The sequence below is a fragment of the Streptomyces sp. NPDC003691 genome (assembly GCF_053981115.1).
In genome coordinates, this window is sequence record NZ_JBSFNQ010000009.1 from 91,158 (window position 1) to 111,121 (window position 19,964).

Here is a 19,964-nt window from a genome sequence, read left to right on the forward strand (position 1 = left end):
GGCCCGACGTCGGTGCACATCGGGCCCGGGGGCGGATGTACGTCATGACGCGATGCTGCAAGTTCTTGCAGAAAGAAGCTGCAAGAAGTTTCTCCGAGTTGACCGCCGAAGACAAGGGGTCGGTACGCGCGGGGCAGGCCAGGGAGCGGGCGCCCGCCCGGACGGCTCCTGCGCCGCCGGTGACGGGGGTGCCGAGGCCGCCCCACCGGACTCGGAAGTCCCGCGCGGCTCGCCGGGAACGCTCTCCTACCGGGAGTGCGCCCTCTTCCCTCTCCCGGGGGCCCGGCCGGTGACGACCACCCAGCCGAGCGAGCAGACCGGGTGGCCGTCCCGGCCGGGAAGGCGGTCGAACTCGGCGACCAGGTCGGGGCCGTCCCAGCGGGCCAGCCGCGGCCCGGCCGCCTCGACGGTTGCGCGGTACAGCAGGTCCCAGGGGGAGCCACCGGCGTAGAACGGCACTTCCATGCACATGTCCTGGAGTTCCAGCCCTGCGCGCCGCACGGCCCGGGGCAGTGCCCGGCCGAGCCGGAAGTCGATCCCCTCGCTCGCCCCCCAGCGGCACCAGGCCGACCAGAAGCGCTGGTGCTCCGGTCCCGCGAAGACCGAAGCGTCGGCGTCCGGTTCGACCAGGACCAGGACCCCGTCCGGCTTCAGAGCGCGCGCCAGACGCTCCACCACGGACTCCCGCCGGGGCAGATGGTGCAGGACCGCACTGCAGGTGATCACGTCGAAGGCGCCGAGGGGCAGCTCGGCGGTGACCACGTCGAGTTCGCGCACCACGATGTTCGGATGCTCCAGGTGTCCCAGGAACGACAGGTTGATATCGGTGGCCAGGACGGAGCCCTCGACGCCGACCTGTTGAGCCATCCATACGGCCATCGAACCGGTACCCGAACCGACTTCCAGGCAGTGCAGCCCTTCTCGTATCCCGGCAGCGCTCAGCGCCCGTTGGTGCAGCGGGTCCAGCAGCCGTGCCAGCAACCGGAGACGATCGCGCTCCCGGGCGCCCGAGTCGGCGAAGACATAGGTGTGTGCTTCCGTGTGCTCCGCGGGGAACGCGCTGCTCGTCATGGGGCGTCCTTCCTTCTCGCACGGACTTGTCGGGTCGGCGGCACGCCGCACGACGGGTCGCATGCCATGGGCCACGGCGGCGACGGCGACGCGGGACGGAGGGCTCAGTCGTCGCCCAGGGCAGTGGACGCGGCCCTGGTGATGAGGGTGGCGACCACATCGGGCCGGGAGACGTAGAGCGCGTGGCTGCCACTGGTCTCCGCCACGGTGGCACCGGCCCGCTCGGCCATGGCGCGCTGGGCGGACGGAGAAAACATGCGGTCGTCCGTGGCGACGAGGAAGAAGCTAGGCTTGTCGCGCCAGGCGGGGTCTCCGACTTTCCCGTTGAGGGCGTCCACCCCCCAGGGCACCTGGGAGTCGGCCAGGAAGCGGGCTTCGTCGGTCGACAGGTCGCCGGCGAAGGAGGTGGGGAACCTCTCCCGGTCGAGGAAGAGGAACCCGTCGACGGGCGGCAGGATCGGCGGTACGGGCGCGCCGGCCGGCGGGTCCGCTATCAGGCTGCTCACGGACTCGCCCGCGGCGGGGACGAAGGCCGCAATGTAGACGAGTGCCGTCACCTTCTCATGACGGCCCGCCTCCGAGACCACCACCCCGCCGTAGGAGTGTCCGACCAGGACCGTGGGGCCGTCCTGGGCGTCGAGGACGAGACGCGTCGCGGCCACGTCGCCCGCGAGGGAGAGAGTGGGGTTCTGGACGACGCTCACCCGGTAGCCGTCCGCGCGCAGCAGGTCGTAGACCCCCTTCCAGCCGGATCCGTCGACGAATCCGCCGTGGACGAGGACGACGTTCCGAGGGCTCGATGCGGTGCTCACTGCAGGTCAGCTCCTTGAGGGGTGATCGGTGCGGGGAGTCCGGTGGTACGGGAGGAGTACGGGGCCGGTGCTCACGGTGAGGGGTGGGTGGCGGGGCGCGTCACCGTCCACGACGTGTGGGTATTGACTTCGGTCACGCCGGCTCCGGCCAGTTGCCGGTAGCGAGTGGCTATCCCCTCGGCGCGGCGGGCGGGCAGCGGTCCGCCGTTCTTCTCGGCTCGCGCGATGATCTCCTCCGGCCCCAGCCGCCGGTTGGCGAGCACCACGGCGTTGACGGCCGGCCGGCGCATCCGGTCGTAGCGGCGGAGCGCGGATACCGGGTCCTTCTGCCGGGCCAGGCACCAGGCCAGCACCCGGGCGTCGACGATGGACTGCGATCCGCCGTTCATGCCCATCGGGTACATCGGGTGGGCGGCGTCACCGAGCAGGGTGATCCGGCCGAAGCTCCAGCGGGGCAGCGGGTCGCGGTCGAGCATCGGATACTCGGCGATCGCCGGGGAGTGCCCGGCCAGTGCAGCCGGGTCGATCCACGGCAGGTTCCAGGACGCCAGCCCGGCGCGGGCCTCCTCCTCGCCGACGCGGCGGCCGGTGCCGGCCGGAGGACGGCGGGGCGGCTCGTGCCGCACCTCCAGCACCCAGTTCATCAGGGCTGCCCCGCCTCCGGCCGCCGGGTCCTCGATGGGATAGGCGACGAATTTGTCACCGGGGGTGCCCCCGGCGACCACGATCGTCCGTCCGCCGAGGACATGCGGGTGGGGTGCTACCCCCCGCCACATATGAACGCCGTTGCCCCGGGCGGGGCCCTCGCCCGGGTAGAGCTGACCGCGTACCCTGGAGCCGATGCCGTCCGCGCCGACCAGGACGTCGGTGTCCTCGGCCGTGGGCCGACCACTCGTCCGGTCCGCGAAGTGGGCCCGGACGCCGTCCGGGATCTCCTTGAAGTGCCGTAACCGCAGCCCGGTACGGACCGCGTCCGGCCCCAGGCGCTTGCGGACCGCCGCCAGCAGGAGCGTCTGGAGACGTCCCCGGTGGACGGAGTACTGCGGCCAGTGGTAGCCGGCGGCGAGCCCCAGCCGTTCCGACCACACTTCCTCGCCCGTGCGGTCGCGGTAGCTGAGCCGGTTCGGGGGCAGGGCGATGGCCGCCAGTTCACCGGCCAGGCCGAGCTCGGAGAGTTCCCGGACGGCGTGCGGCAGCAGATTGATTCCCACACCGACCGCTTCGACGGTCCGTGCGGCTTCCCGGACCCGGGGCTCCCAGCCGGCGGCGTGCAGACTCAACGCACAGGTCAGCCCTGCTATCCCCCCACCCACCACGGTCACTTTCACCGCTGTCCCCTCGTCTTCCGCCGGGCTGTCGGGGCCTTCGGCCGCGTGTCGGGCGGCACGGCGAACGCCTTGCCGGAAGTCCCCCGTGCCGGAGTCCGGCCGGAGCCGGCGGCCGGGCACCAGCCTCCGCCCGTCGGCCGTTGAGCGTCCAATACGGAGCGGTGATGACAGCGGTCACCCTCCCTGATCGCACGGCCGGGCCCGCAACACGTGCACGGAGGCATGCGTCTCCCCGGCCGGCGGGGGCGCGTCTCGGGTGAAGTCGCGACGCCACGGCACAGCGCGCCGAGAAGGCTGGTCCCGGGGGATGCCGAGGGTGAAGCGGACGAGGGCGTGGAGGGTACGGGCCGTCGCCTCCGCCGTGTCCTCCTCCTGGTGCCCGAGGACGGTGAGCCGGGTGTCGGGAGCCGCATTGCGGAAGGACCGGGCTCCCACCCCCGCACGTCACCCCCGAAGCCCGGCAACAGCCTCCCGTTCCGGTCCGGTTGATAGCCTCCCGGGCATGGAGCTCCGCACACTTGAGTACTTTGTCGCGGTGGCGGAGGAGGGGTCGTTCACCAGGGCCGCGGCGCGCTGCCATGTGGTGCAGCCCGCGATCAGCCAGCAGATCCAGGCGCTGGAGAAGGAGCTGGGAGAGCCCCTGTTCGAAAGGCTGCCGCGGCGGGTGGTCCTGACGTCCGGGGGCCGGGTTCTGCTCCCGTACGCGCGGGCCTGTCTGGCCTCGGCCGCCTCGGCCGCCCTGGAGTTCGCCAACCGTTACGGGCTGCTGAGCGGCTCCCTGGCGCTGGGAACCGTAGGCGGTCTGGAGGGGACCCGTGTCCCTCGCCTTCTGGGGGAGTACCACCGCCGGTACCCGGGGGTCTCGGTGAGTCTCGTCGGCGCGTCGAGCCCCACCCTGCTCAAGCGGGTCCGGGAGGGGGCGATCGATGCGGCCGTGCTCGCGGAACCGCCGGACGGGCTACCGGTCGCCGTGGGGTCCCGGGTACTCCTGAACGACCGGATCGTCGCGGTGCTGCCCGCCGGGGACGGATCCGCGGAGCAGTCGATGTCCCTGGAGGAGGCGGCCCGGCACCCCGTCATCAGCTACGGTCCCGACAGCGGTGTTCACGCCTTTATCCGCGACGCCTTCGCCGCTCGGGCGGTGCGGCTGGACATCGCCTATGCCACCAACGATGTCGCCCTGCAGATCGCGCTGGTGGCGGAGCGGGTCGGCATCGCCCTCACCTCCCGCGCGAGCCCGGTTCTCACGGCCGACCGACGCTTCGTCGCCGTACCCCTGGAACCCGCCATCCGGTTGCGCAAAGTGTTCGTCTGGCGGCTGGGTACCCGGCCGAGCGCGCCGCTCCGGGCCTTTCTCGACCTGTGGACGGAGCTACCCGACGATCCCCCGGAGGGCGCGCTCCCGGCACAGGGATGAACCCTGTGCGGATACCCGCTCCCCCGCCTTCGCATCGGCCCGTCAGGATCTGACGATACCCATCGCCTGTTCCACCGTCTCGTTGCTCGGGCCGGGGGTCGTCAGCGCGGGGTTGTCCGGGCGCGCGCGAAGACCGTTGAGGAGGACTTCGAGGTAGCGGCGCCAGATCTCCGGTTGCCGACCGCGGGTGAACTGGGCGGCCGCGTACAGCATGTGCTGGATGACGGGAATATCGGCAGGGGTCACCTCCGGACGGAGGTCTCCGCTTTCCTGGGCCCGGCGGATCAGGGCTTCGAGGAAGGGGAGCATACCGCCGCGCGCTGTCTCGATGGGGGCGGACGTGTGCTCGCCCAGCATGAGCACCTCGTACAGGCCGCGGTTCTCGGCGAGGTCCGCGGACATCTCCAGGAGGAAGTCGACCAGCCCCTGCCAGGGGTCGGCATGTGCGAGAGCTCGCTCGGCGGACTCCTGGCGCGTCCGGAGATCCTGTTCGAACAGGGCCCGGATCAGCGCTTCCTTGGTGGGGAAACGCCGGTAGACCGTTCCGACTCCCACCCCCGCGTGGCGCGCAACCTCGTCGAGTGTGACCCCCAGCCCCTGCCGGCCGAAGACCTCACGTGCTGCGTGCAGAATCCGCGTCCGGTTGAGGGCGGCGTCCCGCCGCAGCGGGCGGGCGCCCTCAACCGGATCACTCTGCCGGGAACTCTCCGTCATGCGGCACAGAATAGTCCTGTCAACGGAACCGGCCGCGCCCGCCCTTCCCGAGTCCAGCCGAGCGGGCGGCCGGGCCTGGCGCTCCGTCCGGGGCGGTGCTACGGTCCGAACTGGAGATACCTTCTCCACTTACAGAGGGGCTCATATGACTTCACGCGTCAGGTTGGGCGCGCTCACCGGAATCGCGCTTCTCGGTCTGAGCGCCACGGCATACCCTTCGGCCGGTACCCCGGCACCCCTGGAAGCGGCGGCATTCGCGGCCCCGGCACAGCCGGTCGAGTGCCCGCGGACGCCCGCCGGCCCCGGCGCACCGCCCGGCACGGTTCCGGTCGCGAAGACGGTCAAGCCGACCAGTACCCGGTCCAGCACGGTCATCGTCCCGGACGGCCCGCAGATCGCATGCGGCGCCACAGAGGTGGCGACGCTCCGGGACATCGTGTACGCATCACCCACCACAGGGGGCGAACGTCACGACCTGAAGCTGGACCTCCAGGTACCGCGGACGAAAGATCCCAAGCCACTGGTGCTCTACATCACCGGCGGCGGGTTCATCAGGGCGGATAAATCAGGCAACCTCAACCAGCGCACCTATATCGCCGAACAGGGTTATGCCGTGGCGAGCATCGAGTACCGCACCGCGAGCACCGGCTCCACCTACCGGGAGGGCGTCGCGGATGTGAAGTCGGCGATCCGCTATCTGCGCGCCCACTCGACCGAACTCGGCATCGACACCGAAAAGGTGGCTGTCTGGGGACAGTCGGCCGGAGGCTATCTGGCAGCCATGGCGGGCGCGACCAACGGCACGGACCTCTTCGAACAAGGAGACAACCTCGACCGGAGCAGCGACGTCCAGGCTGTCGTCGACCAGTTCGGCGCCGACGACCTCGCCAGGATCGCCGACGACTTCGACCGGGAGACCAGGGCCGTCAACCTGGCACCCGGCAGCAACATCAACTCCTATGTCTTCGGACCGGATTCGGCCCGAACCGTCGCGACGGACCGTGCCGCGAACCGGGCGGCCGACCCCGCCACCTATCTCAGCCGTTCATCGGCACCCGTCATCCTGTTTCACGGCGACAACGACCGCATCATCTCGCCCAGCCAGTCGCTCATCCTGCTCCACGCCCTCAAAGCCGAGCGGGTGAAGGCCACTCGATACGTCGTCCAGGGAGCCGACCACGGAGACCTGGCCTTCCTCGGCGATCCCGAGGCCGGCAAGAAGTGGACCACACAGAAGGTGATGGGCACGATCACCCGGTTCCTGGACGAGGAACTCCGGGACTGATGCCGGACGCCGCCACGAAGGCCGTGGTGACGGTCGTCGCGACCGCGCCGCGGTACTCGGAGAAAGTGCCGGTCCACTACCCGGCGGGCGTGGACCGGCCGGCGGACCGCCGGTGACGGAGCACGGCCCCGCCGGAGCCCACGCCCGTCACCGGGCAACCGGTGGGACCGCGCGCAGACTCCGGCAGGGTGCAGATGCTGTCATCGCCCTCGACTACCAGTAGCCGGTACGCCGGACGAGCGGGAGAAGGCCGGTTGTCACTGGCCCGGCCGGACCGGTCCGGGGGGCGGGTTGCCCCTGCGTCCCGGGTTGATCGCGTCCAGGTCGACGGCCGTCGTGATGGATGCCCGGATCGGCCTGGTCGCGTCGGTGCGATCCCACTCCACGGTGAGGAGGCCGTCGGCGGCCGTGTCGCCGGAGTAGAAGGCGTCCGTTTCGTTGGTGGTGCGGGGCAGGTCATTGCGCGTGTACGGCCGTACCCTGCTGACCGCGGCGGTGAGGTCCTCGGGGAAGAAGACCTGCCCCGTGTGGACGGTGACACCCTGGGCGTACGCCCGGTCCAGCAGGACACCGCGGGTGTGCACCTTGACATGGATGTGCACGGTCCGGCCGGTGTACCAGCCGGGGAAGACGGTGCGGAAGCGTACCCAGCCGTCGCGGCCGGTCATCTGGAAGCCGCGCAGATAGGTGGTTTTACTGTCCGGCGGCAGCTTCGGTATCGGGCCGTCGAAGACCAGATCGCCGTTGTTCATCGCCTCCGAGGTCTCCTCGTACCCGGAGTAGATGCCGAGCGCGTCGCACTGCCAGATGTCCACGGACGCGTCGGGCACCGGCTTGCCGTCCTTCGCGTTCAGCACCCGGATACGCACCTCCAGCGGTGTGCCGGGCCTGCCCTCGGAGATGTCGATGCGCTGTTTGTCGTAGTCGAGGTAGTACGGGCCCTCGGTGGTCTCCTTGACCAAGGGCAGGACGTTCGGCGCGGAGGGTGAGGCGGAGGGGGAACTCGGTGCGGGGGGTGCCGGGGTGGCCGCGGCCGGAGAGTCGGCGGTGGCCAGGTGGACACCGCTCAGCCCGATGGCGGTGACGCCCGCGCCACCCGCGGCGAGAAGGGAACGGCGGCTGACCTGAGGTGTGTGGTCCGGTACGGCTCGCAAGGCAGAGGTCCTTCCTGGGAGAACACGGGGAAGTGGGGACAGGAGGGCAGGATTCGCACCGGGGGAAGTGGCTGCCGGGACAGCAGACTCCGCCGGTTGGTCTCGCCGGGCCGTCCCGGCATCTCCGTCGCGGAGGACGAGGGGCAGCCCGCTGCTCCGGTGGACCCGTCGCTCCTCGTCGACGGCGAGCACCTCGCACCCGTCCCGCCCGGCGGCCCAGGCGATGCCTTCCGGGCCGAGCGCGAACGCGGCGGTCGCCGTCACATCCGCCTCGGTCAGTGTCGGAGCGACGACTGTCAGGCTGAGCAACCCGGTGGCGGGCAACCCCGTACGCCCATCGACAATGTGGTCTCCGCGCTCGTACCGTGCGGATGTGGCCACGGCGCCGTCGGTGATCTCCAGGACCGCACATACCTGATCCGCGGCCTCGGGATGACGCACCGCCACCCGCCAGGGCCCTCCGCCGACGATCACATCGCCCCCGGCGTTCAGGCAGAATCTCCTTACCCCGGCTTTCCGGAGCAGCCGCGCGGCCCGCTGCACGGACCACCCCTTCACCACCGCGCAGGGGTCGAGGCCCCGCCCCGGCAGCCGGATGTCGAAGGCACCCCCGGTCTCGTCGCGGTACCGCTCCGCGAGAAGCAGTACCTCCGCCAGGTCCGCGCTGATGCCGTCCGGCGCGATTTCCCCCCGGTCGAAGCGGCACACCTCGCTGTCCGGCCGGAACGGGCTGAACCGCGCGTCCACCTCCCGGAGCCATCCGAACACCGCGTCCGCGAGCCCCGCGGGCACGTCCTCGTCGTCGATCCGCAGGGAGACGGGGAACCCCATGATCTGCTCGACCCGGTGCATATCACGCCCCCTTGGCGTCGATCGCGGCCTGGAGGGACTCCCGGTATCCCTCGCTGGTGACCGTCGCCCCGGACACCGTGTCGACATCGGCTCCCTGCACGCGCAGGGTGTCCTCGATGAGCTTCGGCACCGCGGCGTGGGTCTGCGGATGGTCCGGCTGCCGGAGCATCCGTACCGCGCTGATCCGGTCGCCCTGGAAGGTGACCTCGACCTGCACGGGACCCTTGTCGGTGTCGACCACGGGGCCGGGGAGGACAGCACCGCGGATGCCGCCGGGGGCTTCGGCGGTCGGGGCGGGCGCGGGCGGCGGGGCCGCCACTAAGGCGGCACCGTCGCCGTACGAGGGCGCATAGCGCCATACCGGGATCACTCCGACCACGGTCAGCGCCAGGACGGGCAGTACTCGTCTCATCATCACTTCCTTGTCTTCTCGGTGGCCGCGTCCGTGCCTGCCACGGGTGGGCGGCCGGTTCGGTACTCCCGGCCCGTCAGCCGGCCAGGCTGAACCTCTCGAAATGGACTTGCCGCCGGGGTACGCCCAGTTCGCGCAGAGTGCGGCGGACCGCGCTGGTCATGCCGGGCGGGCCGCAGACGTACACGTCCCGGCCGGCGATGTCCGGAACCAGCCCGGCCAGGGCCTGCGGGGCGAGCGGGTCCGGTGCGATCGGGCCGGTGATCAGGTGCAGCTCGGCTCCCCGGGCGAGGGCCAGTTCGCGCAGCTCCTGGTAGAGAACGGCATCCTTGTCGCTGCCGACGCGGTACAGGACGACGGCGTGGCCGGGCAGGTCTTCCAGGAGCGCGCGGATCGGGGTGACTCCGACACCCCCTGCGATCAGCACGGCGTCCGGGCAGGTGCGGTGCAGAGTGGTGAAGGCGCCGTAGGGGCCCTCGGCGAAGACCCTGGTGCCCGGTTCGACATGACGCAGGGCCGCGCTGCCGGCACCGAGGGATTTGGCGGTCAGCCGGAGCGTACGGCCGTCGGGCGCGGCCGAGAGGGAGAACGGGTTGGCCTGCCACCAGCGGTCGCGGGTGAGGAACCGCCAGAGGAAGAACTGCCCGGCGCGGGCCGGCAGCCGGTCCAGATGACGGCCGGTCAGATGGATGGAGACGACGTCGTCCGACTCGGGCACGACTGCGGTGACCATCAGCCGGTGTCGCCAGTTGCGCCACAACGGCAGCAGCACCCGCCCGCAGACCACGGCGCCGAGCGCGCTGCCCCACAGCGCGTACCAGTAGGCCGTGGCGAGGCCGGAAGCGGCAAAGGAGGTACCGGCCGCGACCTGATGGGTGAAGGCCAGAACCACGGCGAGGTAGGTGTAGAGGTGGATGAAGTGCCAGGTCTCGTAGGCCAGCCGACGCCGGGCGAAACGGGCGGAGACCGCGCCGACCACGAGGATCAGGAGCAGCGCGACGACGGCCCGCAGTACCCCCTCGACGGTCTCGGCGAGATCGACGAGCTGATCGAGCGGGCCCGTCCCGGCGGGCCGGGCGTACCCGAACACGATGAAAGCGGCATGGCCGAGCAGCAGCCACAGCAGGGAGAAGCCGGTCCAGCGGTGCCAGTCGGTCAGCCGGTCCATGCCGATCCGGCGATCGAGCCAGGGCAGCCGGGCCACCAGAAACAGTTGGAAGGCCATCAGCAGCGCGGCGTACAGGCCGGTCAGCCGGCCCAGTACGATCAGCGCGTTCGAGGCGAATCCGGCCTGGACGAAGAAGTACGCGACGATGGCCGCGTTGGCGGCCAGACCGGCGTACAGACCGGTGCGGGCAGCCACTTTCGGCCGGATGCCCCGGGTGGGGCCGGGACGTGAGGCGACAGTCGTCACGGACGGCAGCTCCTTCGTCGGGGATCGGGGTCCGTCCGAGCTTGCCGGTCCGAAGCTGTCGAACCCCTGTCGGCCGACTTTCAAGTGCCTGTCGATCGGCGCCGGTTGTCCGCAGCGGGTCGGCAGCGAGCGGCGCGGTGCCGCACTATGGACGGGTGGACAGAGTTCGAGTGCTGGTTGTGGACGACGACCCGCCCATCGCGGACCTCGTCGCCACCGTCGCCCGCTACGAGGGCTGGGACGCGATGACGGCGAACACGGGCGCGGACGCGCTGCGGGTCGCCGCCGAATTCCATCCGGACATCGTGGTGCTGGACCTGATGCTTCCGGATGTGGACGGCTTCGGGGTGCTGGACCGCCTGCGGCGTTCGGGGACGATGGTGCCGGTCGTCTTCCTCACCGCCCGGGACGGCGTCGCGGACCGGGTGGCGGGGCTCACCCGGGGCGGAGACGACTATCTGGTCAAACCGTTCGCGGTCGAGGAACTGATGGCCCGGCTGCGGACCGTGCTGCGGCGCAGTACGGGGTCCGGCTTCCAGCGCTCGGTGCTCCGGGTGGGCGACCTCTCCATGGACGAGGACACCCGCGAAGTACGCCGAGCGGACCACACCCTCACCCTCACCCCCACCGAGTACGAGGTGCTGCGCTATCTGATGCGCCGCTCCCCGACCGTGCTCACCAAGGCCCAGATCCTGGACCATGTGTGGGAGTACGGCTTCGGCGGACGGTCGAACGTCGTGGAACTCGTGGTGAGCAGGCTCCGCCGCAAACTGGACGAGACCGGTGAACCCCTGATCCACACGGTCCGCGGCTTCGGCTACGTCATCAAGCGGGTCGCCGGGTGAGACGGGCACTGAGCGGACCGCGGCACGCCTACGGCAGGCTGCGCCTGGGCACCCGGCTCGCGCTCGGCCTCGGGGTGCTGTCGCTGATCGTGTTCGCGGTGATCGGCACCGTACTGACCACCTCCATGCGCGACTATCTGGAACGGCAGCTCAGCGACCGGATGAAGTCGGCCCAGGTGGTCCAGGCGAAGGACGCCGTCGAGCACGGAGCGGTCCGGCGGGAGACGTACCTGGGCTGGTACCAGGCGGTGTACGACGTCTCCGGCGGTACGCCCCGGCTACGGCGGCCGGCCGCGCTGCCCCAGGACGAGACGGCGTTCGCCTCGCTCGCCGAGCGGCTGGCGGACTCGCGGGCCGACGACCTCTTCGACACCAGGACTCTCGGCCGGGAGGGCACCTACCGGCTGCGGGCCTGTGAGGTGAAGCCGGGGGTGGTTTTGGTGACGGCCGCGCCGACGACGGACATCGAGAACACCGTCGGCCGGCTGATCACGGTCCAGGTGATCGCCTTCGCGCTGGCCCTGCTGGCCCTGGTCCTCCTCGGCCGGCGGACGCTGCGGCGCGGGCTGCAGCCACTGAGCGACATGGCGCACACCGCATACGGCATCACCTCGCACGATCTGACCGAATCGGCGGCCCGGCTGCCCCTGCGCGCCGACCCCCGAGGCGGCGGGCCCGAGGTGGAGGAGTTGCGCACCGCCTTCAACACCATGCTGGAACACATCGACGCCTCGCTGGCGGTACGCGCCAACGCCGAGCAGCGGCTGCGCCGGTTCGTCGCCGACGCCTCGCACGAACTGCGCACCCCGCTGATGTCGGTGCGCGGTTACGCGGACCTGTTCCAGTACGCGGCGGCCAACGCTCCCGACGAACGCGACAAGCACCTCGCCCGGCTGCGCACGGAAGCGGCCCGGATGGGCGTCCTCCTGGACGATCTGCTGCTCCTCGCCCGGCTGGACGCGTCCGAGGCGGAGATCCCGCTGCGGCTGGAAGAGGCGGACCTGGTGGAACTGGTGCGGCAGGCCGCGGAGGCCTTCCGGGCGAGCCGCCCCGGCCATCCGCTACGGGTGGTAACCGGACCGGCCGCGCTACGGCTGGCGATGGATGCCCAGCGCCTGCGCCAGGTACTGGACAACCTGCTGGCCAACGCGGCCGTGCACACCCCGCCGGGCACCGAGGTGTCGGTCTCCGTCGCGACGGCGGAGGGCGAGGCCCTGGTGGTGGTGGCCGACACCGGCCCAGGGATCCCGCCCGCCGACCGGGCGCGCATCTTCGACCGCTTCTACCGGGTGGACAGGGCCCGCACCCGCGACCGCGGTGGCAGCGGCCTGGGCCTGTCGGTCGCGGACTCCCTGATCCGCGCCCACGGCGGCACGATCGAACTGGCCAGCGCACCGGGCGATACGGTGTTCACCGTCCGGCTGCCGCTGGGATACGGCGCACAGCCCGCGGCGAACCCGGCGCACGGCGTGGGCGGAGCCGGGGAGCCGGCCCGCATGCCCTCCTGAAGCAGTCCGGTGCCGTAGTCGCTTACGCGTCCCCGCGGCCGCGTTCTTGTTCATTCCAGCGGTCATCGGCATACGTGCCGCGCAGACGTTCACCGGTAACCGAGGCGCCGGCTGCCACGGACCGGGAGTATCCGTGGTCCGGCACCTCAACCGCCGCATCAGGACCCCGCAGGTCCCACGGACAGTGTCTCGAGGCCCGCTTCGCCAACCCGTTCACCTCCACACCGGGTGAGCCGTTCGGTCAGCGCATGTGGGTTCCGCCGTTGATGTCGAAGGTGGCGCCGGTAACGTATCCGCCCTCCTCTCCCACCAGGTAGGCCACAAGCGCGGCCACCTCGGACGGTCTGCCCAGACGACCCACCGGGATGCTCCGCGCCGCGGCGGCCACCTCCGGCGCGCCGAGTTCCACCACCGCCGGGGTGTCGACGGCGGCGGGGGCGACCGCGTTCACGGTCACGCCGTGTGCCGCCAGTTCACGGGCGAACACCTTGGTCAGCACGAGGACGCCCGCTTTCGCGGCCGAGTAGTGGGGACCGGCGAGGGTACCGCCCTGCTGGCCCGCGAGCGAGGCGAGGTTCACCACGCGGCCCCAGCCGCGCCGCCGCATCGCGGGCGCGCACAGCCGGGTCAGGGTGAGCACACTGCGCAGATTGGTCGTCAGTACGGCGTCCCACTCCGCCGGCTCGATGTCCCAGACCGATCCCGGTGCCGTGCGGGCGGCATTGTTGACCAGGATGTCGGGTGCGTGCCAGGCAGCGGCGACCTCGCGCAGCGCCGCCCGTACCGCGTCCGTGTCGTCCACATCCGCCCCGAGCGGCAGCGCGGTGCCCGCGGCGGAGTCCAGCGTGCCGGACAGTGCGGTCACGGCGCCGGCGTCGCGGTCCAGCAGGGCGACCCGGTGCCCGAGGGCATGCAGCCGGGTGGCGACGGCCGCTCCGATGCCGCGTCCGGCACCGGTGACCAGTGCCACCCGGGCAGGGGCTGTCGTCATCGTCGGTTCCTCTCCGCTTCGGGGACGGTGGGGGCGGGCGGCATCAGATGGCCGGACCGGACGGCAGCGGGGCGCCGAGGAGCGCGCGGCCGTAGAGCTCCTTGCCCGTCTGGAGGCTGAGCGCGGCGTGCCGGGAGGCCGTCTCGATATCGCGCCAGGCCCGCTGGAGTTCGGAGCCGTCCGCGAGACTGCCCGCGCCCGCGGTGTCCAGCAGCAGGCCCACGGCGTCCCGGGCGCAGCGCATGGCGTGGGCGGCGTCCATACGTAACCGGGCCCGGTCGGTGAGCGGCGGGCGGCGGCCCGACCGCGCGTACCCGTCCGTCTCGTCGGCGGCGCGGCGCAGATGCAGCCGCGCGGTGTCGATCAGCGTGGCGGCGTCGGCCACGTTGAGCTGGTGGGCGGGGGCCTCCGCGACCAGGTGGTACAGAGGCGAAACGGTGCGCTTGCCCCGGGCAGCGGCCCTCAGCACCTGCTCCAGGACCGCTGCGGCGATGCCGACGGCCGTGGCGACGAGGGGGAGGTTGATGGAGAGGTGGAAGACGACCCTCGGCTCGCCGGGGTGGCGCCGCCGGTAGACGCCGTCCGCCATGGCGGAGAGCGAGATCGTCCGCGAGTCCGGGACGCAGACCTCGTCCGCAACCGCGGTGTCGCTGCCCGTTCCCCGCATGCCCGCCGTGTACCAGGTGTCGTCGACGGCCAGGTCGGCGGTGGCGACGAGCGCCATACCGCGCTGCGGCTCCTCCCCCGGGGCGGCGGTCCGGGTGAAGCCGAGCAGGGTCCAGGGGGCGTGGTGGATGCCGGACACCCAGGGCCATCTGCCGTTCAGGATCCACCCCTCGCCGGAGCGCAGGGCCGATCCGGCCGGGTTGGCGCTGCCGCAGACGACGGCGTCCGGGTCGTTCTGCCAGATGGCGGCGCGCTCGGTCAGGGGAAGCTGGGAGGCGAAGCGAGCGCCGCCGTAGGCGATTCCGACGATCCACGAACCGGCCGCGCAGCCCCGCGCGAGTTCCTCGCACACGTCGACGGCGGTACGGACGTCCGCGCCCCGGCCGCCGTGGGACGAGGGCGTGCCCAGCCGGAGCAGACCGGCCCCGCGCAGTGCGGTGAGGGCGGTGTCGGTGAGGGTGCGCTTCTCCTCCGCGCGGGGTGCCTCGGCGGCCAGGAGCGGGACGAGTGAACGTGCCGCCGCCACGGGCGCGAGGCCGTCGCGGGTGTCGCGGCCGTCGCGGGTGTCGCGGCCGTCGCGGGTGTCGCGGCCGTCGCGGGTGTCGGATCGGTGTGTGGTGCCGGGGGGTGCGCTGCCCACAAGAGTGCCTCTCTCCGGTATCAGTGGTGACAACGTGGTCCCGTTCCCCGTTCCCCGTCCACGGCGAACCGGTACGGCTCCCGGCGGACGAGGTCTTCGAGACGGGGCCGCATCGTGGCGGTGGAAGCGCCGGGGCGCGGGGTGGCCGGAACACCGGGCGTCCGGCGGAGCGGATGCCCTGCCGACGGGGGTTCGGGTTCGGTCATGCGGAGCGCGGTGTGCGGACGGCCCTTGCGCGACGGATGCTCGCACGGCTCTTCCCTGCCTCTCACCGGACTCCGCGACCACAGGCCGGCGATCGCTCCGCTGAAGACCTCACCGAAGAGGCCAACGGGGGCGACGCCTGTGACGAGCCTCCGCCGGCCAGCCCTCGGGCGTCCAATACAGAACGGTGATGAGGGCCGACACGATGACTGATGGCAGGACCGGGGCGAGGGACGGCGGGGCGGCGGGCGCACGCAGGGCCGCCTCGTACCCGGGCGCCGGCTCGGGCCGGTGATCGCATGTGTCTGTTCGCTACCGGGCAACTGCCCATGCGCCGAGGGACCGCGGCAGGTATCGGCAGATGTCCAGGGTGGGGAGGGGCAGGCCGTTCCCTTCACCGGTTCGTGGGACCGGCGGTCGGCCCCTCGACCCGAGGAGATCCATGACCGAGCGGGGGCCGCGCGCCGCGCGCCTGACCATGAAGGGGCGGGACCCGGGCGAGGCGCACCGGGCCGCGAGCTCCCTGGAACTCCTCTTCGACCTCTGCTTCGTGATCGCCGTGGCACAGGCGGCCCACGGTCTGGGCGACGCGGTGGCCGAAGGGCACCACGTCGCGGGTGTGCTGCGTTACGCGGTGGTGTTCTTCACCATCTGGTGGGCGTGGATGAACTTCACCTGGCTGGCCTCCGCCTACGACCCGGACAGTGTGCCGTACCGACTGGCGGTGCTGCTCCAGATCGCGGGATCCCTCGTGCTCGCGGCCGGTGTCCCGCGGGCCTTCGCCGAGGACGACCTTCTTCTGGTCACCCTCGGCTACGTCCTGCTGCGCACCACGCTGGCGGGGCTGTGGCTCCAGGTGGCGCGGTCGGATGCGGGACGCCGTCGGACCGCACTGCGTTTCGCGTCCGGTGTGACGGTCTGCCAGGCCGGCTGGGTGGGACTGCTGTTCCTTCCCGAAGAAATCCGGCTCTTCGGAGTGATCGTAATGATCGTGGCCGAGACGGCCGTGCCGGCGTGGGCCCAGGCCGCGGGGATGACGCCCTGGCACCCCGGCCACATCGCCGAGCGCTACGGCCTGTTCCTGCTCATCGTGCTCGGCGAGTCGATCGCGGCAGCCACGACGGCCATACGCGAGGCGTTCGGTCAGTGGCACGGCTCCGGGGCGCTCCTCTCGCTCGCGGCGGGCGGATTGCTGACGGTCTTCGGCATGTGGTGGCTGTACTTCGCCCGTGCGGCGCGCACCCTGCTCGCGACCACGCACCGGGCCGGCCGCCGCAGATTCACCTGGGCGTACGGCCACTATCTGATCTTCGCGGCCGCGGCGGCCGAGGGGGCCGGGCTGGCCGCGTACGCGCATCTGCTCACCGGACCCGGCCCGGCGCCCGCCCAGGCCGCGGGCGCCGCGGTCACCGTGCCGCTGGCCGTCTTCCTGATGACGGTGTGGGTCGTGCATGTGCGGCCGCACCGGCGCGGTTCGCTGGGAGAGTGGGGATATCCGGCCGTGGCCGCGGTGCTTCCGGCCATCGCTTTCCTGCCCCGGCCGGCGCTCGTGGCGGGCCTGCTGTCGGCGGCGCTCGTCCTGGTGGTCGAGGTGACGGACAGAGCGAGTGCCGAGGCGCGGGCCCGATGAGATGAACTCCGTTCGCCGGGGCCGTACATCCGCCCTTCCGGACCGGGCGTCCTGCCCGCCGGTGGACCCGCCGCGCTCCCCGGCGGACGGGACCCGCGGATGCAGTGCCGACACCAGTGCACGGTCAGGACCGCATCGGTGCACTCGCAGGAAAGGCACCGGAGCCGGCCGGGCCTAACGTCGGCTGGGCAGGCGGACGCCGTGACCGCCGGCAGCTGCCCCCTCGTCCGCAGAGCGGTACCGCGCGCATCGTCCCGCCCTCCGCTCGTCCCGTTACCGAAAGGGGTTGCCGAACGTGTCGCCCATGCCCGTCGGCGGATACCTTCCCCGAGCCACCGACGCCGCCGACCTCGTCGTCCGCAATGCGGCCATCCACACCGGTGAACCCCGATTCCCGCAGGCGGAAGCGCTCGCCGTCAGAGACGGCGTGATCTCGGCCGTCGGGAGCGACAAGGACGTGGCCTCGCTCATCGGCCCGCGGACCAAGGTCGTCGACGCCCTCGGCCGCCGGGTGGTCCCCGGTCTCAACGATGCCCATCTGCATGTGATCCGGGGCGGTCTCAACTATGTGCTGGAGCTGCGCTGGGACGGTGTGCGCTCGCTGCGGCAGGGGCTCGCCATGCTGCGCGAGCAAGCCCTGCGGACGCCGAAGGGGCAGTGGGTGCGGGTGGTCGGCGGCTGGTCGGCCGAGCAGTTCGCCGAGCGCCGGCTGCCGACCGTATCCGAGCTGAACGCGGCAGCCCCCGACACCCCGGTGTTCGTGCTGCACCTCTACCAGTCGGCCGTGCTCAACCGGGCCGCCCTGAAGGCCGCCGGCTTCAGCAGGGACACGCCCGACCCCCGCGGCGGCCGGATCGTGCGCGGCCGGGACGGGGAGCCGACGGGCATGCTGCTGGCCGCACCCAGCGCGCTCGTCCTGTACTCGACGCTCGCCAAGGCCCCGGTACTGGAGGGCGAGGACCGCAAGATCTCCACGCGGCACTTCCTGCGCGAACTCAACCGGTTCGGGCTCACCTCCGCTATCGACGCCGCGGGCGGGTTCCAGAACTTCCCCGAGAACTACTCCACCGTCGTCGAACTCGCCGCCGAGGGCGCCCTGTCGCTGCGGATCGCCTACCACCTCTTCCCGCAGACCGCGGGACAGGAGCTGGACGACCTGCGGCGCTGGATCGAGACGACCCGCCCGGGGGACGGGGACGCCTGGCTGCGGCTCAACGGCGCGGGCGAGAACCTCACCTGGGCGGCGGCGGACTTCGAGAACTTCACCCAGCCCCGCCCAGAACTCGACGACTACGAAGCCGAGTTCGAGAAAGCGGTACGGCTGCTCATGGAGAACGGCTGGGGTTTCCGGCTCCATGCGACGTACGACGAGACCATCCGGCGCGACCTCGCGGTGTTCGAGAAACTCGCCGTCGAAGGGCTCTTCCCGGCCGGCAACCGCTGGCTGTTCGACCATGCGGAAACCGTCTCGCCGGACAGCCTGGACCGCATCGCCGCCCTGGACCGCATCGCCGCCCTGGGCGGCGCGATGTCCGTGCAGAACCGGCTGTCCTTCCAGGGCGAGGCGTTCCTGCGCCGGTACGGCCCCGGTGCGGCCGCGGACGCCCCGCCGCTGCTCGGGATGCTCCGGCGCGGACTGACCGTGGCCGGCGGCACGGACGCCACCCGGGTCTCCACGTACAACCCGTGGGTGGCCCTGCACTGGCTGGTCAGCGGTCGCACCCTGGGCGGTCTCGCCCTGCGTCCGCCGTCGAACCGTGTGGACCGGGCCACGGCCCTGGACATGTTCACCCGTGCGGGTGCCGCGCTCACCGGCGAGGAGGACGTCAAGGGAGTGCTGCGCCCGGGCTGCTACGCGGATCTCGCGGTGCTGTCGGAGGACTACTTCACGGTCGCCGAGCCGGATATCGAGCACATCGAGTCCCTGCTGACCGTCACCGGCGGCCGGATCGTGTACGCCGCCGCCGAGTACGAGGGTCTGGACGAGGAACTGCCTGCGGTCAGCCCCGGCTGGAGCCCCGTGGCGCACTTCGGCGGCTACCAGCCGGGCAGGCCGTCCACGGCTCCCGGGGCGCGGCAGGCACAGCTGATCGGCGAAGCCGTCGCGGAGTCCGAGCAGCTCCGGCTGTGGCGCGCGGACCGGGGTTTCACCCCGCACCCCTCGGGCGCCTTCTTCGATCCCTGCTTCACCCTGTGACCCCCGGCGGGGGGCGGCACGACACCAGCCGTCCCCCGTCGGGCCGGCCGCCACAAGCCCCCGTCCAACGGACGGTGTTACCGCGGCGCGGACAGCGGTCCGCGCCGGACCACTCATGGAAAGGCTGACCCCTATGGTCGACATCGACGAGGTCACCGCGGCTCCCGGCCCGGACCTGCTGACCCCCGAAAACTGCGCGGTGCTGTTGGTGGACCACCAACCCCAGATGTTCTTCGCCACGGGCAGCGGCGACCGCACCGCGATCGTCAACGCGACGGTGGGCCTCGCCAAGGCCGCCCGGATCTTCGGTGTGCCGACCGTGCTGAGCACCGTGGCCGCCGAGTCCTTCTCCGGCCCGCTGCTGCCGCAGCTCGCCTCGCTCGACCCGAACAACAAGATCATCGACCGCACCACGATGAACGCCTGGGAGGACGAGGCCTTCGTCGAGGCGGTCAAGGCGACCGGCCGGACGAAGCTGGTCATCGCCGGTCTGTGGACCGAGGTCTGCGTGGTCGGGCCCGCCCTCTCGGCACTCACCCAGGGCTACGAGGTCTACGTCGTCGCCGACGCGTCCGGCGGTGTGAGCCCGGAGGCCCACGAGCACGCCCTGCAGCGGATGCTGGCCGCCGGTGCCGTGCCGGTCACCTGGGTGCAGGTGCTGCTGGAACTCCAGCGCGACTGGGCGCGCACGGAGACGTACAAGGCAGTGACGGAGCTGGTCAAGGAGCACGGCGGCGCGTACGGCATCGGTGTTGTCTACGCCCAGGCCGTCATCGGCGAGCATGCCGTCGGCTGACGCACCGGTTCGGGCAACGCTGATCAAC

Annotated in this window: 16 protein-coding genes and 1 pseudogene; 7 read left to right on the top strand and 10 right to left on the bottom strand. The window is 71.7% G+C overall.

Going from position 1 to position 19,964, the window contains the following annotated elements; all coding sequences use genetic code 11:
• Nucleotides 1-246 precede the first annotated feature (246 nt).
• From ACWDR0_RS06920 to ACWDR0_RS06930, 3 genes are all read right to left on the bottom strand, one after another.
• Nucleotides 247-1,071, bottom strand: coding sequence for a methyltransferase domain-containing protein (locus ACWDR0_RS06920; RefSeq protein WP_456350594.1), 825 nt, complete (start codon nucleotides 1,069-1,071; stop codon nucleotides 247-249).
• Nucleotides 1,072-1,175: 104 nt separating this feature from the next.
• Nucleotides 1,176-1,883, bottom strand: a complete 708-nt coding sequence (locus ACWDR0_RS06925; RefSeq protein ID WP_456350595.1) for an alpha/beta fold hydrolase — start codon at nucleotides 1,881-1,883, stop codon at nucleotides 1,176-1,178.
• A gap of 71 nt (nucleotides 1,884-1,954) precedes the next feature.
• Nucleotides 1,955-3,211 carry an FAD-dependent monooxygenase gene (locus tag ACWDR0_RS06930; protein WP_456350596.1) on the bottom strand — a complete coding sequence of 419 codons (1,257 nt, stop codon included), beginning with the start codon at nucleotides 3,209-3,211 and terminating at the stop codon, nucleotides 1,955-1,957.
• Between the two features lie 502 nt (nucleotides 3,212-3,713).
• On the opposite strand from ACWDR0_RS06930, the gene ACWDR0_RS06935 reads away from it, so the two are divergent.
• Nucleotides 3,714-4,628, top strand: a complete 915-nt coding sequence (locus tag ACWDR0_RS06935) for a LysR family transcriptional regulator (protein WP_456350597.1) — start codon at nucleotides 3,714-3,716, stop codon at nucleotides 4,626-4,628.
• Nucleotides 4,629-4,670: 42 nt separating this feature from the next.
• Here the strand turns inward: ACWDR0_RS06935 and ACWDR0_RS06940 are convergent, their stop codons facing one another.
• A complete protein-coding gene (locus ACWDR0_RS06940) occupies nucleotides 4,671-5,342 on the bottom strand; it encodes a TetR/AcrR family transcriptional regulator (protein WP_456350598.1) in 672 nt (223 codons plus the stop codon).
• Between the two features lie 145 nt (nucleotides 5,343-5,487).
• Between ACWDR0_RS06940 and ACWDR0_RS06945 the strand changes: the two genes are divergently transcribed.
• A complete protein-coding gene (locus tag ACWDR0_RS06945) occupies nucleotides 5,488-6,627 on the top strand; it encodes a prolyl oligopeptidase family serine peptidase (protein ID WP_456350599.1) in 1,140 nt (379 codons plus the stop codon).
• Between the two features lie 257 nt (nucleotides 6,628-6,884).
• Here the strand turns inward: ACWDR0_RS06945 and ACWDR0_RS06950 are convergent, their stop codons facing one another.
• From ACWDR0_RS06950 to ACWDR0_RS06965, 4 genes and pseudogenes are all read right to left on the bottom strand, one after another.
• Nucleotides 6,885-7,781: an intradiol ring-cleavage dioxygenase gene (locus tag ACWDR0_RS06950; RefSeq protein ID WP_456350634.1), complete on the bottom strand. Its 897-nt coding sequence runs from the start codon at nucleotides 7,779-7,781 to the stop codon at nucleotides 6,885-6,887.
• A gap of 138 nt (nucleotides 7,782-7,919) precedes the next feature.
• Nucleotides 7,920-8,633: pseudogene (locus ACWDR0_RS06955) on the bottom strand (FAD:protein FMN transferase); the annotation flags it as partial.
• Between the two features lies 1 nt (nucleotide 8,634).
• Nucleotides 8,635-9,045 (bottom strand): FMN-binding protein, encoded by a 411-nt coding sequence (locus tag ACWDR0_RS06960; RefSeq protein WP_456350600.1) that lies wholly within the window; start codon nucleotides 9,043-9,045, stop codon nucleotides 8,635-8,637.
• A gap of 76 nt (nucleotides 9,046-9,121) precedes the next feature.
• Complete coding sequence (locus ACWDR0_RS06965; protein ID WP_456350601.1) at nucleotides 9,122-10,459, bottom strand: ferredoxin reductase family protein; 1,338 nt, start codon at nucleotides 10,457-10,459, stop codon at nucleotides 9,122-9,124.
• 155 nt (nucleotides 10,460-10,614) lie between these two features.
• Here ACWDR0_RS06965 and ACWDR0_RS06970 point away from each other — a divergent pair, with 155 nt between their 5' ends.
• On the top strand, nucleotides 10,615-11,304 hold the full coding sequence (locus tag ACWDR0_RS06970) for a response regulator transcription factor (RefSeq protein ID WP_456350602.1): 690 nt from the start codon (nucleotides 10,615-10,617) through the stop codon (nucleotides 11,302-11,304).
• The gene (locus ACWDR0_RS06975) at nucleotides 11,301-12,812 is read left to right on the top strand and encodes a sensor histidine kinase (protein ID WP_456350603.1); all 1,512 of its coding nucleotides are present in this window, start codon (nucleotides 11,301-11,303) and stop codon (nucleotides 12,810-12,812) included. The genes ACWDR0_RS06970 and ACWDR0_RS06975 overlap by 4 nt, the downstream gene beginning before the upstream one ends.
• Nucleotides 12,813-13,053: 241 nt before the next feature.
• On the opposite strand, the gene ACWDR0_RS06980 is transcribed toward ACWDR0_RS06975, so the two are convergent.
• Nucleotides 13,054-13,803 carry an SDR family oxidoreductase gene (locus ACWDR0_RS06980; RefSeq protein WP_456350604.1) on the bottom strand — a complete coding sequence of 250 codons (750 nt, stop codon included), beginning with the start codon at nucleotides 13,801-13,803 and terminating at the stop codon, nucleotides 13,054-13,056.
• A 43-nt stretch (nucleotides 13,804-13,846) separates the two neighbouring features.
• On the bottom strand, nucleotides 13,847-15,109 hold the full coding sequence (locus ACWDR0_RS06985; RefSeq protein WP_456350605.1) for an acyl-CoA dehydrogenase family protein: 1,263 nt from the start codon (nucleotides 15,107-15,109) through the stop codon (nucleotides 13,847-13,849).
• Between the two features lie 646 nt (nucleotides 15,110-15,755).
• Between ACWDR0_RS06985 and ACWDR0_RS06990 the strand changes: the two genes are divergently transcribed.
• The 3 genes from ACWDR0_RS06990 to ACWDR0_RS07000 all read left to right on the top strand — a co-directional run bounded on the left by ACWDR0_RS06990 (nucleotide 15,756) and on the right by ACWDR0_RS07000 (nucleotide 19,936).
• Nucleotides 15,756-16,943 carry a low temperature requirement protein A gene (locus tag ACWDR0_RS06990; RefSeq protein ID WP_456350606.1) on the top strand — a complete coding sequence of 396 codons (1,188 nt, stop codon included), beginning with the start codon at nucleotides 15,756-15,758 and terminating at the stop codon, nucleotides 16,941-16,943.
• 304 nt (nucleotides 16,944-17,247) lie between these two features.
• A complete protein-coding gene (locus ACWDR0_RS06995; protein ID WP_456350607.1) occupies nucleotides 17,248-19,140 on the top strand; it encodes an amidohydrolase in 1,893 nt (630 codons plus the stop codon).
• A 133-nt stretch (nucleotides 19,141-19,273) separates the two neighbouring features.
• On the top strand, nucleotides 19,274-19,936 hold the full coding sequence (locus ACWDR0_RS07000; protein WP_456350608.1) for a hydrolase: 663 nt from the start codon (nucleotides 19,274-19,276) through the stop codon (nucleotides 19,934-19,936).
• The last annotated feature ends 28 nt before the right edge of the window (nucleotides 19,937-19,964 follow it).